The following is a 15,664-nucleotide window of genomic DNA, read 5'->3' on the forward strand; positions in this document are numbered from 1 at the left end:
GCGCTATCTCACTTAGCGTCAACCAAACTCATTCATGTCATCGCCATCGGCAGGGTCCCGGACACAGGACCAGCGAACGGTATTTTTCCACTGAACTGCAAGAACGCTACGAGGAACGCATGCTGGGCATGAGCAAGGACACATTTCTACTGGTCGACGCGGCGGTGACCATCATCGGCCTCATCGTCCTCATTACCCGTTTCAAGGTCCACCCCTTCGTGGCCCTGATCCTGGCCGCAGGCTTCCTGGGGCTCAGCTCCGGCATGCCGGTGGACCTCATCATGAAGTCGTTCCAGGACGGCTTCGGCGGCGTGCTTGGCTTCGTCGGCATCGTGCTCGGCCTCGGCACCATGCTGGGCAAATTGATGGCTGAATCGGGCGGCGCGGACCAGATCGCCCAGACCCTTATCGACGCCTTCGGCAAGCAGCGGGTGCATTGGGCCATCATGCTCGCCGCCTTCCTGGTGGGCATTCCGCTGTTCTTCGAAATCGGCTTCGTGCTTCTCATCCCCCTGGTCTTCGTGGTGGCAAGCCGCACCGGCGTGTCGCTGGTGAAGGTGGGCATCTCGCTTTTGGCCGGCCTCTCGGCCGTGCACGGCCTCGTGCCGCCCCATCCCGGACCACTACTGGCGGTGGGCGTGTTCGGCGCCGATATCGGCAAAACCATCTTCTACGGCCTCATCGTCGGCCTTCCCGCCGCCGCCGTCGCCGGGCCCATGTTCGGCTCGTTCATTTCAAAGCGCATTCCAGGCCACGCCTCGCCGGAACTGGTCGCCCAGTTCGTGCAGGACACCCGCACCCACACCCTGCCCGGCTTCGGCGTCACCCTCGCCACCATCCTGCTGCCGGTGGTGCTGATGCTGCTGAAGGCCTTCGCCGACGTGACCTTCGCGGCCGGTCATCCCGTGCGGGCGTGGCTGGATCTCATCGGCCATCCCATCACCGCGCTGCTCGCGGCGCTGCTGCTGTCGCTCTACACCTTCGGCAGCGCGCGCGGCTTCTCGCGCGAGGTTATCGGCAAGCACCTCAACGACAGCCTCCTGCCGGTGGCGGGCATCATCCTCATTGTCGGCGCCGGCGGCGGCTTCAAGCAGATGCTGGTGGCAAGCGGCGTTGGCGATGTCATCGGCCACATGGCGGTGCAGGCCCATGTGAACCCCATCCTCCTCGCCTGGCTGGTGGCGGCGGTGATCCGGGTGGCCACGGGCTCGGCCACGGTGGCGACCATCACCGGCGCCGGCATCGTCGCCCCGGTCCTCGCGCTCACCCCTGGGGTCAACCGCGAGCTGCTGGTGCTGGCCACCGGCGCCGGCTCGGTGGTGCTCTCCCACGTCAACGACGCCGGCTTCTGGCTGGTGAAGCAGTATTTCAACATGACGGTGGAAGAGACCTTCAAGACCTGGACCGCCATGGAGACGATCCTGTCGGTGGTGGCCCTCGGCCTCATCATGGCTCTGTCGCTGGTGGTGTAGCTCCGCCGCGACAGCACGCCCGCCGCTGCTTCCCCAAGTCCGGCGGCGGGCGTGGTTTTCTCGCGATCCCGGGGGATGCTGCGCATCCGGGATCTCTTCGCTCAAGCGCCGCGCGGGCTGGATGCTGCGCATCCGGGATCTCTTCGCTCAAGCGCCGCGCGGGCTGGGTTCAGGGCTGGCGGAAGCGGGCGCGGATGCGCTGCTCCAGTTCATCGCGCACGGCGCGGTAAGCGTCGAGGCGCTGCTCGCGGTTGCCGGCTTCCCGCGATGGATCCGAGGTCGGCCAGTATTCCACGCCCAAAGCATTGGTGCGGGTCAGCTCCAGCGCGCGGTGGTGAGCGTCCGGCGACAGGGTGATGGCGAGGTCGAAGCTGAGGCCCTCATATTCCTCGAGGTCCTCCACGCTCTGCGGCCGGTGCTTCTTCACGTCGAGGCCGATTTCATCCAGCACCGCGGTGACGAAGGGGTCGGCATCGCCCGCGATCACGCCGGCCGAGGCCACATAGATGGACTTGCCGAACAGGTGCTTGGCCAGCGCCTGCGCCATCACCGAGCGCACCACGTTCTGCCCGCACATGAAAAGAACCGATTGCGGTCGCGCCGAGCGCTTGGGTACCGCAGGCGGCTCCATGGTCGCTCAGCCTTTCCAATGCAGGGCGCAGATGAGCGTGAACAGGCGCCGGGCGGTATCGAAATCCAGCTCCACCTTGCCGTCGAGGCGCTCGCGCAGCAGCGTCGAACCCTCGTTGTGCAGCCCGCGCCGGCCCATGTCGATGGCCTCGATCTGGCTCGGCGAGGCGGAACGAATGGCGTTGTAATAGCTCTCGCAGACGAGGAAATAATCCTTCACCACCTTGCGGAAGGGGGTGAGTGAGAGGTGGTGCTGCACCACCTGCTCGCCAGTCTCGCGCTTGATGTCGAGCACCAGGCGGCTTTCCATGAGCGAGATGTGCAGCGTGTAGGGACCAGCCCCCGGATCGTTGCAGGGGGCGAAGGTGTTGTCCTCGATGAGGTCCCAGATGGCGGTGGCGCGCTCGTGGTCGATGTCGGCGCTGGAATGGCCGATGGAGGCATCGTCGAGCGTCACCGCGCTGAGGCGGGCTGGGGGGCGCGCATCCGGCTTGTCGCTCATCGCCTCGTCCTTCCGATCATCTGTTGGTGCGGATGGAGACAGACCGCCCATGTGCGTCGAGGCGTTCCACCGCCGCGAGGCGCACGGCCGCCGGCCCGAGCTGCGCCAAGGCGCCGGCGTCGAGCTTCAGGATTGAGGTGCGCTTCATGAAATCGAGCACGGACAGGCCCGAGGAGAAGCGCGCCGAGCGGGCGGTGGGCAGCACGTGGTTGGTGCCGCCGACATAATCGCCGATGGCCTCCGGCGTGAAGGCGCCCACGAAGATCGCTCCCGCATGGCGTACCTTGGCCGCGAGCTCGTCCGCATTGGCGGCGTGGATTTCCAGATGCTCTGGGGCGATGCGGTCCACCAGCGGGATGGCCGAGGCGAGGTCCGGCACCAGGATGACGGCGCCATGGTCGCGCCAGGAGGCGGAGGCGATGGCCACGCGCGGCAAGGTTGCCAGCATGCCCTCCACCGCCTTCTCCACCTGGTCCGCCAGCTCGGGCGAATCGGTGATGAGGATGGACTGGGCGGCGGTGTCATGCTCGGCCTGGGCGAGGAGGTCGGCGGCAATCCAATCGGCGCTGGCGTCCCCGTCGGCCAGAATCAGCACCTCGGAAGGGCCGGCCACCATGTCGATGCCCACCTTGCCGAACACCTGCCGTTTCGCGGCCGCCACATAGGCGTTGCCGGGGCCGACGATCTTGTCCACCGGCTGGATGGTCTTGGTGCCATAGGCCAGCGCCGCCACCGCCTGGGCGCCGCCCACGCGATAGACCTCGTGCACGCCGGCCAGACGTGCCGCCGCCAGCACCAGAGGCGCGATCTCGCCATCCGGCGCCGGCACCACCATGACGATGCGCGGCACGCCCGCGACCTGCGCCGGCACCGCATTCATCAGCACGGACGAGGGATAGGCCGCCGTGCCGCCGGGCACGTAGAGCCCCACCGCGTCCACGCTGGTCCAGCGATGGCCCAGCACCACGCCGGCGGCGTCGCGATAGGTCTCGTCGGTCGGCTTCTGGCGGGCATGATGGGATTCGATGCGCGCCTTGGCAAAGGCCAGCGCCTCGCGGGTCTCCGGCGGGATGGAGGCGAGGGCCGCGTCCAGCTCCGCGTCGGTCACGCGCAGGCCGAGCTTTGCAAGGTCCACCCGGTCGAAGGTGCGCGACAGGTCGACGAGGGCATCATCGCCGCGCGCACGCACGTCGGCGATAATTGTGGCCACCTGTTCCTGCACGTCCACCGAGGCCTCGCGCTTGGAGCCGAGGAAGGTGGTGAAACGTTCGGGAAAATCGGGTTGTTCGGTGATGAGGCGGATCGGCATGGCGCCTTGCTAGATCAGGTTCGCCCGCGAGGGAAGCCCCGCGGTCACCGTGCCGCGCCGGCGGCATACAGCGCCAGCGCCTCCGCAGCCCCGCTCAAGCGGCGGTGCCCTTGGATTCCGGCGCCTCTTCCGGCACCGGGTGCTTGGGCGCATGCGTGCAACCCCATGCGGGTCCGAGGTCCCGCAGGCCGGCTTCTATGCACTCCACCTCAAGCCGCACTTCCGCTCCGCCCGAGAAGGTGAGCAGCACGAAGCCTGAGGGGGTCTCGCCAGGGATGAAGGTGACGGCCAGGAGATTGAGCACGCCGGTACGGCGCGCCTCCTCCATGTTGCGGCACTTCACGTCGCGCACCCGCTCGAAATGCAGGCCAGTGCGGCGGCGCACGGTCTCGTTGGCGCAGACCTGCTGGTCCCAGTCGAAGCGGTTCAGCACCATGGCGAAGCGCTGCAACCGCGGCAGGAACCCCATATCGACCGTCTTCACCACCGCATCCTGCAGATGGGCGGAAAAGATCGCGAGATCCTCGTCGTCGAGGGCGATGAGCTTCAGATTTTCCATGGCGACACTGCCTTTCTGGCATGCATCGCAGATAGCGATCACGCCCCCGCGCTTCAAGGGGCAAAGGCGCGGCACAGGTCTGCGCCGTGCCGCTTGCGCATGGCAGGGCGCCGTGCTTCGCCTTTGCCATGGCCTTCCAGCGACCTATAGGGGTCCCGCGCCGGCACACACGGCAAAAGGGATGACGGCACCATGAGGATTTTCGGCCCGCTGTGGCGGGGCTCAACGCGCGCGGTAAAACTCTTCGCGCTGCTGGTGGCCGTTGTCGTCCTCACCATCTTCGTGGTGCGGGCGGTGGACAGCCAGCGCGGTCCGCCGCTGGAGCCATGGCATACCTTCGTGCCGCCGGAACTCAGCCGCGGCGCGCTGGCAAAGGCTGACCTTGCCCAATACCTTGAGGCCGAGGGCAAGGCGTTCGCCGCCGTGCAGGCCAAGGTGACGCAGAAGCTGCCCCCCTCCGACCGGGTGCGCTTCAACCGCTATTATGACGCCAGCCCCATCTATCCCGGCCGCTTCGCACAGGATTTCAACCGCACCTATGTGCTGGAGCCCAAAGGCGCGCCGGAGGGGGCGGCCGTGTTCCTGCACGGCCTCACCGATTCGCCCTACAGCCACCGGCACCTGGCCAAGCTCTATGCGGATCATGGCTTCGTCGCCATCGTGCTGCGCCTCCCGGGCCACGGCACGGTGCCCGGCGCCCTCACCGAGACCGATTACGAGGACTGGATCGCCGCCACCCGCCTTGCCATGCGCGAGGCCCGCCGCCGCGTGGGGCCGGACAAGCCGGTGCATATCGTCGGCTATTCCAACGGCGGGGCGCTGGCCCTCATGCATGCGCTGGATGCGCTGGACGATCCTTCGCTGGTGGCGCCGTCCCGCATCGTGCTGATGTCGCCCATGGTGGGGGTGACCGAGTTCGCGCGCTTCGCCGGCCTCGCCGGCCTGCCGGCCATCTTTCCCGCCTTCGCCAAGGCGGCGTGGCTGAACCTGATCCCCGAATTCAACCCGTTCAAATACAATTCATTCCCGGTGCATGCGGCGCGTCAGTCCTTTCTCCTGACGCAAGCGCTGCAGGCGAACATCGTCCGCCATTCGCGCACCGGGCGGCTGTCGGGCCTCGCCCCGGTGCTGACCTTCCAGTCGGTGCTGGACCACACGGTGAGCACCCGCGCGGTGATCGACGAACTGCACGCCCGTCTCGACGACAACGGCAGCGAGCTGGTGCTGTTTGACATCAATCGCGGCGGGCAGTTCGAGGAACTGCTGACGGTCAATGCCGGCACCGCCCTCTCCCGACTGCTGCCGCCCGCGCCGCGCCGGTTCCGCACGGCGGTGATTGCCAATGCCTCCACCACCACCGAGGCCATGGAGGTGCGCGAGACCCTCGCCAACGCCACCGAGGAGACGACACGCCCGCTCTCGGTCAGCTATCCGGGCGATGTCTATTCCCTGTCCCACGTGGCGATCCCGTTCCCGCTCTCCGACGGGCTCTACGGACTGGAGCCGGACCTTTCCGACACCTTCGGCATTAGGCTCGGCGACATCGCTGCCCGGGGGGAATTCGGGTCGCTGGTGGTGGGCATGGACATGCTGGTGCGCATGTCCTCCAACCCCTTCTTCCCTTACCTCGCTGAGCGCGTGGCAGCGGGCCTGCCCCCCGCCCGGTAAATGAGGAAGCCGTCGCTCAGGGCGCCGCGCCGGCTTGGGCTTAGATTTCCTCCGGAACCGTCTGGCCGGACAGCAGCTCCGCCACATAGCGGGACGACGGGTGGTGGGCGCAGATGGTGAGGACGGCGATGAGGATCGGCACGCCGATGAAGGCGCCGGCGATGCCCCACAGGAAGGCCCAAAAGAACACCGAGAACAGCACCAGGAACGGCGACACCGCCAGCGCCTTGCCGGCAAGGCGCGGCTCCAGATAGGAGCCGGAGAGAAACTGGATCACGTTCAGGCAGGCGAAGACGAACAGGGCCATTTCCCAGGATTCGAACTGGGCGAGGGCGAACAGCGCCGGCAGCAGCGTCGCCACGAACGGGCCGATGAACGGAATATAGTTCATGGCGAAGGCGATCGCGCCCCAGGCAAGCGCCAGCTCCAGCCCGGCGGTCAGCGTGAACACCCACACCACCGCGCCGGTGGCGATGCTCATGAGCGTGCGCACCGCCATATATTTCTGGAGCTTCGCAGCGGTGTCCGCAAGGGCCGCCGGCAGGTGCGGCGCACGCCCGGTGCGGCCGAGCCGCAGCACCTGACTCTTGATGGCATCCACTTCCAGAAGGCCCAGCAGCACATAGACAAAGGTGAAGACGAGGAAGCTCGCCAGCCCCTGCAGACGGCCGGAAATATCCTGGAACACCCGCAGCAGCCAGCGCACGTCGAAATGCTCGGCCCACAGGCCCGCCAGCACGAAGCCGTGCCCTTCCAGCCATGCGGCAGCCTGGCCATAGAGCACCTGGAAGCGGGCAGTGTTCTGGAACACCCAGGTGGCCACATGGCTGAAGCCCCACACCACCACGGACGACACGCCGCCCACCACCGCCAGGGTGATGACGAGGGTCGCCAGGACGGCCAGCAGCTTCGGCAGGCGTTTCTCCAGCAGGGACTGGAGCGGGTAGACCACGGCGATGACGAATACGGCGAAGGCCACCGGCACGATCAGGGTGTCCGCGACATACAGGGCGGCAAAGACCAAGATCGCCGCGGCGAGACCGACCGGAAACTTCATGCTGCATCCTTCCCCCGAAAGCGGGCCTGCACCGACTACCTCAAGCGCAGCCGGATGGCGAGGGGACCCGGCCGGCGCGCGGGGCGCTTCGTCGCCGAGCGCCGATGTATGCAATGCGCACAGAGAATGGCACTTATGCTCAATAATTATGCCGCGAGTGCACGACTCCCACGCACATCCCAACCGCGTGGAATCGGCAAGTCATTGATTTTATTATAACCATCATCTGGCACGCCCGTTGCTTGATATCAGGACGAGTTGGTGGCTAGGGTTCCGGCATCCTGCGGGATGTGCTGGTCCGAGAGCTGCCACTGCTCCGGGAGACATCCGGGGCGGGTGCACGGCGGGATAAAAGCCCGGGAGACCTCAGTGGCCAAGGAATTGGCGGCACTTGGGTTTCCGCCAGTTCCCAATCGTTCGAAACGAAGGGGAATTACATGCACACTGCGTTCTCGTTCTCAGCTCAGCGCCTGAAATCCTTCGCCGCCCGCGCCCTCGGCGCCGCCGCCGTGGTGGGCCTTGCGCTCGCCGCCCAGCCGGCCGCCGCCGCGCCCAAGAAGGAATTCAAGGTCGCCTGGTCCATCTATGTGGGCTGGATGCCCTGGGGCTACGCCAACGACACCGGCATCGTGAAGAAGTGGGCCGACAAGTACGGCATCAAGATCGAAGTCGTGCAGTTCAACGACTATGTGGAGAGCATCAACCAGTACACGGCCGGCGCCTTCGACGCCCTCACCGTCACCAACATGGATGCCCTCTCCGTGCCCGCCGCCGGCGGCGTGGACACCACCGCCGTCATCGTCGGCGACTTCTCCAACGGCAACGACGCCGTGATCCTGAAGGGCAAGAAGGAGCTTTCGGCCATCAAGGGCCAGAAGGTGAACCTGGTGGAGTTCTCAGTCTCGCACTACCTGCTCGCCCGCGCCCTTGAGAGCATCAAGCTGAAGGAGCGCGACGTGAAGGTGGTGAACACCTCCGACGCCGACATGGTCGGCGCCTTCAAGACCAAGGACGTGACCTCCGTGGTCACCTGGAACCCGCTGGTGTCCGAGATCCTCGCCGACAAGAACGCCCACAACGTGTTCGACTCATCCAAGATCCCCGGCGAGATCATGGACCTGATGGTCGCCAACTCCGACACGCTCAAGGACAACCCGGACTTCGGCAAGGCGTTGGTGGGCATCTGGTACGAGACCACGGCCCTCTTCACCGCCGACACCGACGCCGGCAAGGCGGCACGGGCCGCCATGGGCAAGGCCTCCGGCTCGGACCTCGCCGGCTTCGACAGCCAGCTCGCCGCCACCAAGCTGTTCGCCAAGGCGTCGGACGCGGTGGAGTTCGTGCGCTCCCCGGCCGTGGGCACCACCATGGACCGGGTGCGCAAGTTCCTGTTCGAGAAGAACCTGCTCGGCTCCAACGCTAAGTCCGCCGACGCGGTGGGCATCGCGCTGGCCGACGGCAAGGTGCTGGGCGACGCCAAGAACGTGAAGTTCCGCTTCGTCGACACCTGGATGGCGCTCGCCGCCGACGGGAAGCTCTGAGGGGCACTCCTCCACCGAGCCCGTCCTGAGCCCTCTCCCGCTTGCGGGGGAGGGTTGGGAGGGGGCCTGCCGCCACCTTCCGCGCCCGGTGAGGAGACGGCGCCGCATCGTGTGCCACACGCCGCGCCTCGTCCGCAGAACTGCCCCCTCCCCGGCCCTCCCCCGCAAGCGGGAGAGGGCGCCACTGCGGTCCAGCCGGGCTGCCATCCCACCCAATTTTCGGAGCAGCGCTGATGCGCCTTGTAAACATCAGGCCGGATCGGGGAACGGCGCTGTTCCTCGCCATCCTGCCCTTTGCCCTGGTCATCCTCGCCTATGTGCTGGGCTCGGCCGAGCGCCTGTCCGCGAACCCCGACGACAAGCTGCTGCCGAGCCTCGTGTCGCTGGGCGACGCCATCGTCAAGGTGGCCTTCACGGCGGATGCCCGCACCGGCAACTACCTGCTGTGGTCGGACACCCTGGCGAGCCTTGAACGCCTGTTCTCGGCGCTCGCCATCTCCACCGCCATCGCGCTTTTCATCGGCGTGCTCGTGGGCATGCTGCCCATCGTGCGGTCCTTCCTCGCGCCGTTCGTGGCCATGGTCTCCATGGTGCCGCCGCTGGCGCTGCTGCCCATCCTGTTCATCGTGATGGGCCTCGGGGAAGCCTCCAAGATCGCGCTCATCACCATCGGCATCACGCCCTATCTCATCCGCGACCTCGCCATGCGGGTGGAGGAACTACCCCGCGAGCAGATGATCAAGGCGCAGACGCTCGGCGCCTCCACCTGGCAGATGGCTCTGCGCGTGGTGCTGCCGCAGATCCTGCCCCGCCTCATGGACGCCCTGCGCCTGTCGCTGGGGCCGGCCTTCCTGTTCCTCATCGCGGCAGAGGCCATCGCCTCCGACTCTGGCCTTGGCTACCGGATCTTCCTGGTGCGGCGCTATCTCGCCATGGATGTGATCCTGCCCTACGTGGCCTGGATCACCCTCCTCGCCGTGGCCATGGATTTCGCGCTGGTGCGCGCCCGCCGCTTCTTCTTCCCCTGGTTTGGAGCCGCGAAATGACCGCCATCGCCGTGCGCCACCTGTGGAAGGAATATGGCGACCAGATCGTTCTGGAGGACATCTCCCTCGATTTCACGCCGCGCTCCTTCATCGCCCTTGTCGGCCCCTCGGGCTGCGGCAAGACCACCTTTTTGCGCATCCTGCTCTCGGAAGAGACCGTGACCCGCGGCGAGGTGCTGATCGACGGCAAGCCCATCGCCCGCGAGCCGGGCGCCGACCGGGGCGTGGTGTTCCAGCGCTATTCCGTGTTCCCGCACCTCACCGTGCTGGGCAATGTGGTGCTGGCCGCCGAGATGGAGGAAGCCCCCTTCATCGGCCGCCTGTTCGGCGCCCGCCGCCGTCACGTGGAGGAGGAGGCCCGCGCCCTCATCGAGGAAGTGGGCCTGAAGGGCGCCGAGGACAAATACCCCGCGGCGCTGTCCGGCGGCATGCAGCAGCGCCTGGCGCTGGCGCAGGCCATCATGCGCAAGCCCAAGATCCTGCTGCTGGACGAGCCGTTCGGCGCGCTCGATCCCGGCATCCGCGCCGACATCCACCAGCTCATGCTGAAGCTGTGGAACAGCTGCGAGATGACCGTGGTGATGGTGACCCACGACCTGAAAGAGGCGTTCACCCTCGCCACCCGCATCATCGCCTTCGAGCGCCGCCGCAACCGGCCCGAGGAGAAGGCCCGCTACGGCGCCACCATCGCCAAGGACATCGAAGTCTGGCCGACCCGCATCGCCGGCAAGACCAGGCAGGCATCACCCACCCCAGGCCGGGACGACCCGGCCATTCCCTCGGGACCCGGCCGGGACGACCCGGCACTCCAGACGGCTTGAGGAGACACGACATGACCGTCACCGAGGACACCCGCCTCTTCATCGAAGAGAACAAGCGCCGCTATGCCGAATTGAAGGCCGCCGGCCAGAAGCACGCGCCGAAGGCCCTGCCCGGTCCGACGCCGCGTGATGGTGCCCCCATCCCTGAAGGCGCCGTGATCCATGCCGAAACCCTTCCGGGCGGCTGGTACTGGTCGACGCCGCTCAAGGCCGGCGAGGCCCTGCGCATCCGCCTGCCCCATGGCCCGGCGGCGGTCTCCATGATCGCCTGGTCGGCGGCCGACAAGAGCGAGCGGCTGAACTATGCCGACACGGTGAAGGTCCAGTGGACCTCGGCCCTTGGCAAGGGCCGCGTGCTGTTCTCCGACATGGGCCGGGTGATGTTCTCCCTGATCGAGGACACCACCGGCTTCCACGACGCGCTGGTGGGCGGCTCCACCGCCGCCTCCAACCGCGCCCGCTATGGCGACAAGGTGCTGCGCAACACCCGCGACAACTTCATCCTCGCCGCCGGCAAGCTCGGCTACGACAAGCGCGACATCCCCCCGGCACTGACCTTCTTCGCGCCCGTGCGCACCGATGCGGACGGTGTCTTCCGCTGGCTGGACGGCAAGCGGCAGGCCGGCGACTTCGTGGACCTGCGCGCCGAGATGGACCTCATCGTCGCTCTGTCCAACTGCCCCCACCCCCTCGACCCGGCGCCCGACTGTGCCCCGCCCGCCGTGGAGGCGATCCGCTTCCGCGCGCCCGCGCCGGCCGCGGACGACCTGTGCCGCACCGCCACCATCGAAGCCGTCCGCGGCTTCGAGAACACCGCGCGCTGAGGGGAGGCTGACATGAGCAAGTTCTTCGCAACCCCGGTGCGGGATGCCTCCACCGCCATCGCCGATTACTTCGTGCCGGCCAACGCCCCCTTCTCCTGCGTGGTGAAGAAGGGCGAGAGCGTGCGCATCGTGGACCTGGAAGGCCAGCAGGCGGTGGATACCCTGTTCTACCGCGCCGACGACTTCTCCGAGCGCTATTCCTCTCAGGATACCCTGCGGATGCAGGGCTCGGCCTATGTGTCCACGGGCACGAAGCTGATCTCCACCGAGGGCAACCTCATGCTCACCGTGACCGCCGACACCTGCGGGCGGCACGACACCTCGGCGGGCGCCTGCTCGTGCGAGGCCAATACGGTGCGCTTCGGCCATCAGGTGAAGTATCTGCACGCCTGCCGGGAAAATTTCGTCATCGAGGTGATGAAGCACGGCATGTCGAAGCGGGACGTAGTGCCCAACATCAACTTCTTCATGAACGTGCCGGTGGAACCCTCGGGGGAACTCGCCATCGTGGACGGCATCTCCGGCCCCGGCGACTATGTGGAGCTGAAGGCGGAGATGGACGTGCTCGTCGTCATCTCCAACTGCCCGCAGATCAACAACCCCTGCAACGGCTTCAACCCGACGCCGATCCAGGTCCTCGTCTTCGCCGGCGAGGAGGGCTGATCCATGTTCACCAAAGTCCTGATCGCCAATCGCGGCGAGATCGCGCGCCGCGTCATCCGCACGCTCCGCGCCATGAACATCAAGTCGGTGGCCGTGCATTCGGATGCCGACCGCTTCACCCGCGGCGTGCTGGAGGCGGACGAGGCGGTGCGCCTCGGCCCGGCCCCGGCCGCCGAGAGCTACCTGAACGTGGACGCCGTCATTGCCGCCTGCAAGGCGACGGGGGCGCAGGCGGTGCACCCCGGCTACGGCTTCCTGTCGGAGAACGTGGCTTTCGCACAGCGCCTCGCCGACGAAGGCATCCGCTTCATCGGCCCCAAGCCCGGGCATTTGAAGGACTTCGGCCTGAAGCACACAGCCCGCGCGCTGGCGAAAGCCTCCGGCGTGCCGCTGCTTCCGGGCACCGACCTGCTGGAGAGCGCCGAAGACGCGCTGAAGGCGGCGGAGGCCATCACCTATCCGGTGATGCTGAAGTCCACCGCCGGCGGTGGCGGCATCGGCATGCAGCTGTGCCACACCCCGCAGGAGCTGGCCGACACCTTCGAGCGGGTTCAGCGCACCGCCCGCGCCTCCTTCGGCGATGCGCGGGTGTATCTGGAGCGCTTCGTGGCCGAGGCGCGCCATGTGGAGGTGCAGATCTTCGGCGACGGCAAGGGCAAGGTCGTCGCGCTCGGCGAGCGCGACTGCTCGCTCCAGCGCCGCAACCAGAAGGTGGTGGAGGAGACGCCCGCCCCCCTCCTCTCAGACGACGTGCGCGCCCGCCTCCACGCCGCCGCCGTGCAGCTCGGCGAGAGCGTCTCCTACGAGAGCGCCGGCACGGTGGAGTTCATCTACGACCCGGCCCGGCAGGAGTTCTACTTTCTGGAGGTGAACACCCGCCTGCAGGTGGAGCATCCCGTCACCGAGGCGGTGTTCGGCATCGACCTCGTGGAATGGATGATCCGCCAGGCCGCCGGGGAAGATCCCATCGCCGCCGCCGGCCCACTGGTGCCGAAGGGCGCGGCGATGGAGGTGCGCGTCTATGCGGAGATCCCGCATGCAAACTTCCAGCCCTCGGCCGGCCTTCTCACCGAGGTGAAGTTCCCGGCCGGCGCGCGCATCGACGGCTGGATCGAGACCGGCACCGAGGTGACACCCTTCTACGATCCCATGCTCGCCAAGGTGATCGTGACCGGGGAAGACCGCCCCGCCGCCATCGCGGCTCTGAACGCGGCGCTGGCGGAAACCTCCATCTGCGGCATCGAGACCAACCTGCAATATCTGCGCGCCATCGCGGCGTCCGAATTGCTTGCGTCGGCGAAGGTGGCGACCACAGCGCTGAAGGATTTCGCCTTCCGGCCCGAAAGCGTGGAGGTGCTGGTCCCCGGCGCCCAGTCCAGCCTTCAGGAACTGCCCGGACGGCTTCACCTGTGGCACGTGGGCGTGCCGCCCTCCGGACCCATGGATGAGTATTCGTTCCGCCGGGCCAATGCGCTGGTGGGCAATGCCGAGACCCGATGCGCGCTGGAACTGACGGTGAACGGCCCGACCCTGCGCTTCCACGACGATGCGGTGGTCGCCCTCTCCGGCGCGCTGATGCCGGCGACACTGGATGGTGTCCCAGCGCCCCACGATGCCGCCTTCCCGGTGAAGGCCGGGCAGGTGCTGGCCATCGGCGCCATTTCGGGGCCGGGGCAGCGGTCTTATCTGGCGGTCAATGGTGCGTTCCAGGCCCCCGTGGTGCTGGGCTCGCGTGCCACCTTCGCCCTGGGCGCCTTCGGCGGCCATGCCACCGGCACCCTGAAGGGCGGCGATGCCCTCCACCTCGCGCCTAAGGCCGCGCGGCCACAGGTTCCGGACCACGTGCCCGGCTCGCCCGCGCCGCTGACGCGGGAGTGGAGCATCGGTGTGGTCTACGGCCCCCACGGCGCGCCGGACTTCTTCCAGGACGACGACATCGCGGACCTGTTCGCCGCCACCTACGAGGTGCATTTCAACAGCGCCCGCACCGGCGTGCGCCTCATGGGGCCGACGCCGCGCTGGGCGCGGACCGATGGCGGCGAGGCGGGGCTCCACCCCTCCAACATCCACGACAACGCCTATGCCATCGGCGCCATCGACTTCACCGGCGACATGCCCATCATCCTCGGCCCGGACGGCCCCTCTCTGGGTGGCTTCGTCTGCCCGGCGGTGATCGCCCGCGACGAGCAGTGGAAGATGGGGCAATTGAAGCCCGGCGACACCGTGCGCTTCGTCGCCCTGCCCCGGCCGCAGGACCCCATCGCCGGCCCGATGGTCATCGGCGCGCCGGAGGAGACCGGCTCCCCCATCCTCGCGCGGCGGGACGATGGGCCGGTGAGCGTGGTCTATCGCCGGCAGGGCGATGACAACCTGCTGGTCGAATTCGGCGACATGCACCTCGACATCGCCCTGCGCCTGCGCGCCCACCTGATGGCGCAGGCGGTCGAGGAGGCGCGCCTGCCGGGGATCATCGACCTCACCCCCGGCATCCGCTCGCTCCAGATCCACTACGACGGCGCGGCCATGCCACGCGCCAAGCTGCTCGACGCCCTCGCCGAGATCGAGAGCGGCCTGCCCCGCGCCGAAGACGTGGTGGTACCGAGCCGCGTCGTCCACCTGCCCCTGTCGTGGAACGACCCGCAGGCGGAACTTGCCATGCGCAAGTACCAGGAGTTGGTGAGGCCGAACGCGCCGTGGTGCCCGTCCAACATCGAGTTCATACGCCGCATCAACGGCTTGCCGGACGAACAGGCGGTGAAGGACATCATCTTTGGCGCCAGCTACCAGGTGCTGGGCCTGGGCGATGTCTATCTCGGCGCGCCGGTAGCCACCCCCATCGATCCGCGCCACCGCCTCGTGACCACCAAGTACAACCCCGCCCGCACCTGGACGCCGGAAAACGCGGTGGGCATCGGCGGCGCCTACATGTGCATCTACGGCATGGAGGGGCCGGGCGGTTACCAGTTGTTCGGGCGCACCATCCAGATGTGGAACACGTGGAGGTCGACCCCCGCGTTCGAGCCCGGCACCCCGTGGCTGCTGCGCTTCTTCGACGAGATCCGCTTCTTCCCCGTGAGCCATCAGGAGCTGATGGAGGCGCGCGAGGCCTTCCCCCATGGCGCCTATCCGGTGCGCATCGAGGAAGGCCGCTTCTCCTACGCCGATTATGCCGCGAACCTCGCCGCCAATGCCGGCGAGATCACCGCCGGCAAGGCTCGCCAGCAGGGGGCCTTCGAGGCCGAGCGCGCGCGCTGGAAGGCGGAGGGGCTCGACAGCTTCGTGGTGGAGGACGGCGCCGGCCCCTTCAGCGAGGGCGAGATGCCGGACGGCTGCTTCGGCGTCGCCGCCAACGTGCCCGGCAATGTCTGGAAGGTGCTGGTGGAGGAGGAGACGGTGGTCGCCGCAGGCGAAACCATCGCCATCATCGAATCCATGAAGATGGAAATCTCCATCACCGCCCATGCCGCCGGGCGGGTGCGGGAAATCCGCGCCGTCCCCGGCCGCACCGTGCGGTCCGGCGATGTGGTCTGCGTGCTCGAAGCCCTGTGACGAAAGCTGAGAGGAAAGCTCAT

At 67.5% G+C, this 15,664-nt stretch carries 13 protein-coding genes and 1 riboswitch; of the genes, 8 read left to right on the forward strand and 5 right to left on the reverse strand.

Translation table 11 applies throughout. The annotated features are described in order from the left end of the window. The first annotated feature begins 119 nt into the window (after window positions 1–119). Window positions 120–1,472: a GntP family permease gene (locus FBQ73_RS10870; protein WP_138399489.1), complete on the forward strand. Its 1,353-nt coding sequence runs from the start codon at window positions 120–122 to the stop codon at window positions 1,470–1,472. 169 nt (window positions 1,473–1,641) lie between these two features. On the opposite strand, the gene FBQ73_RS10875 is transcribed toward FBQ73_RS10870, so the two are convergent. The 4 genes from FBQ73_RS10875 to FBQ73_RS10890 all read right to left on the reverse strand — a co-directional run bounded on the left by FBQ73_RS10875 (window position 1,642) and on the right by FBQ73_RS10890 (window position 4,472). Continuing rightward, a complete protein-coding gene (locus FBQ73_RS10875; RefSeq protein WP_138399490.1) occupies window positions 1,642–2,103 on the reverse strand; it encodes an arsenate-mycothiol transferase ArsC in 462 nt (153 codons plus the stop codon). Between the two features lie 6 nt (window positions 2,104–2,109). Further along, window positions 2,110–2,604: a UPF0262 family protein gene (locus FBQ73_RS10880; protein ID WP_138399491.1), complete on the reverse strand. Its 495-nt coding sequence runs from the start codon at window positions 2,602–2,604 to the stop codon at window positions 2,110–2,112. A gap of 16 nt (window positions 2,605–2,620) precedes the next feature. Continuing rightward, entirely contained in the window at window positions 2,621–3,913 is a 1,293-nt protein-coding gene (gene hisD / locus FBQ73_RS10885; RefSeq protein WP_138399492.1) for a histidinol dehydrogenase, read from the reverse strand. A gap of 94 nt (window positions 3,914–4,007) precedes the next feature. Then, a complete protein-coding gene (locus tag FBQ73_RS10890; RefSeq protein WP_138399493.1) occupies window positions 4,008–4,472 on the reverse strand; it encodes a DUF2948 family protein in 465 nt (154 codons plus the stop codon). A 192-nt stretch (window positions 4,473–4,664) separates the two neighbouring features. Here FBQ73_RS10890 and FBQ73_RS10895 point away from each other — a divergent pair, with 192 nt between their 5' ends. Next, window positions 4,665–6,140 carry an alpha/beta hydrolase gene (locus FBQ73_RS10895; RefSeq protein ID WP_138399494.1) on the forward strand — a complete coding sequence of 492 codons (1,476 nt, stop codon included), beginning with the start codon at window positions 4,665–4,667 and terminating at the stop codon, window positions 6,138–6,140. A 40-nt stretch (window positions 6,141–6,180) separates the two neighbouring features. Here the strand turns inward: FBQ73_RS10895 and FBQ73_RS10900 are convergent, their stop codons facing one another. Next, window positions 6,181–7,197 carry an AI-2E family transporter gene (locus FBQ73_RS10900; protein WP_138399495.1) on the reverse strand — a complete coding sequence of 339 codons (1,017 nt, stop codon included), beginning with the start codon at window positions 7,195–7,197 and terminating at the stop codon, window positions 6,181–6,183. Between the two features lie 254 nt (window positions 7,198–7,451). Next, window positions 7,452–7,562: riboswitch (guanidine-I (ykkC/yxkD leader) on the forward strand. A 72-nt stretch (window positions 7,563–7,634) separates the two neighbouring features. Here FBQ73_RS10900 and FBQ73_RS10905 point away from each other — a divergent pair. The 6 genes from FBQ73_RS10905 to uca all read left to right on the forward strand — a co-directional run bounded on the left by FBQ73_RS10905 (window position 7,635) and on the right by uca (window position 15,641). Next, complete coding sequence (locus tag FBQ73_RS10905; RefSeq protein ID WP_210236745.1) at window positions 7,635–8,738, forward strand: putative urea ABC transporter substrate-binding protein; 1,104 nt, start codon at window positions 7,635–7,637, stop codon at window positions 8,736–8,738. A gap of 233 nt (window positions 8,739–8,971) precedes the next feature. Beyond that, window positions 8,972–9,784 (forward strand): ABC transporter permease, encoded by an 813-nt coding sequence (locus FBQ73_RS10910; RefSeq protein WP_138399496.1) that lies wholly within the window; start codon window positions 8,972–8,974, stop codon window positions 9,782–9,784. Continuing rightward, complete coding sequence (locus FBQ73_RS10915) at window positions 9,781–10,605, forward strand: ABC transporter ATP-binding protein (protein WP_138399497.1); 825 nt, start codon at window positions 9,781–9,783, stop codon at window positions 10,603–10,605. The genes FBQ73_RS10910 and FBQ73_RS10915 overlap by 4 nt, the downstream gene beginning before the upstream one ends. Window positions 10,606–10,616: 11 nt before the next feature. Continuing rightward, window positions 10,617–11,429, forward strand: coding sequence for an urea amidolyase associated protein UAAP1 (locus FBQ73_RS10920; protein ID WP_138399498.1), 813 nt, complete (start codon window positions 10,617–10,619; stop codon window positions 11,427–11,429). A gap of 12 nt (window positions 11,430–11,441) precedes the next feature. After that, window positions 11,442–12,092, forward strand: coding sequence for an urea amidolyase associated protein UAAP2 (locus tag FBQ73_RS10925; protein ID WP_138399499.1), 651 nt, complete (start codon window positions 11,442–11,444; stop codon window positions 12,090–12,092). 3 nt (window positions 12,093–12,095) lie between these two features. Further along, entirely contained in the window at window positions 12,096–15,641 is a 3,546-nt protein-coding gene (gene uca, locus FBQ73_RS10930) for an urea carboxylase (RefSeq protein ID WP_138399500.1), read from the forward strand. The last annotated feature ends 23 nt before the right edge of the window (window positions 15,642–15,664 follow it).

The organism is Xanthobacter autotrophicus (assembly GCF_005871085.1).
GTDB classification, from domain to species: Bacteria; Pseudomonadota; Alphaproteobacteria; order Rhizobiales; family Xanthobacteraceae; genus Xanthobacter; species Xanthobacter autotrophicus.

Bases quoted from the DNA above. Each gene is read 5' to 3' on its own strand.
- FBQ73_RS10920 (WP_138399498.1), top strand. From the start codon at position 10,617: ATGACCGTCACCGAGGACACCCGCCTCTTCATCGAAGAGAACAAGCGC.
- hisD (WP_138399492.1), bottom strand. From the start codon at position 3,913: ATGCCGATCCGCCTCATCACCGAACAACCCGATTTTCCCGAACGTTTC.
- FBQ73_RS10870 (WP_138399489.1), top strand. From the start codon at position 120: ATGCTGGGCATGAGCAAGGACACATTTCTACTGGTCGACGCGGCGGTG.
- FBQ73_RS10905 (WP_210236745.1), top strand. From the start codon at position 7,635: ATGCACACTGCGTTCTCGTTCTCAGCTCAGCGCCTGAAATCCTTCGCC.
- uca (WP_138399500.1), top strand. From the start codon at position 12,096: ATGTTCACCAAAGTCCTGATCGCCAATCGCGGCGAGATCGCGCGCCGC.
- FBQ73_RS10900 (WP_138399495.1), bottom strand. From the start codon at position 7,197: ATGAAGTTTCCGGTCGGTCTCGCCGCGGCGATCTTGGTCTTTGCCGCC.
- FBQ73_RS10895 (WP_138399494.1), top strand. From the start codon at position 4,665: ATGAGGATTTTCGGCCCGCTGTGGCGGGGCTCAACGCGCGCGGTAAAA.
- FBQ73_RS10890 (WP_138399493.1), bottom strand. From the start codon at position 4,472: ATGGAAAATCTGAAGCTCATCGCCCTCGACGACGAGGATCTCGCGATC.
- FBQ73_RS10880 (WP_138399491.1), bottom strand. From the start codon at position 2,604: ATGAGCGACAAGCCGGATGCGCGCCCCCCAGCCCGCCTCAGCGCGGTG.
- FBQ73_RS10925 (WP_138399499.1), top strand. From the start codon at position 11,442: ATGAGCAAGTTCTTCGCAACCCCGGTGCGGGATGCCTCCACCGCCATC.
- FBQ73_RS10875 (WP_138399490.1), bottom strand. From the start codon at position 2,103: ATGGAGCCGCCTGCGGTACCCAAGCGCTCGGCGCGACCGCAATCGGTT.
- FBQ73_RS10910 (WP_138399496.1), top strand. From the start codon at position 8,972: ATGCGCCTTGTAAACATCAGGCCGGATCGGGGAACGGCGCTGTTCCTC.
- FBQ73_RS10915 (WP_138399497.1), top strand. From the start codon at position 9,781: ATGACCGCCATCGCCGTGCGCCACCTGTGGAAGGAATATGGCGACCAG.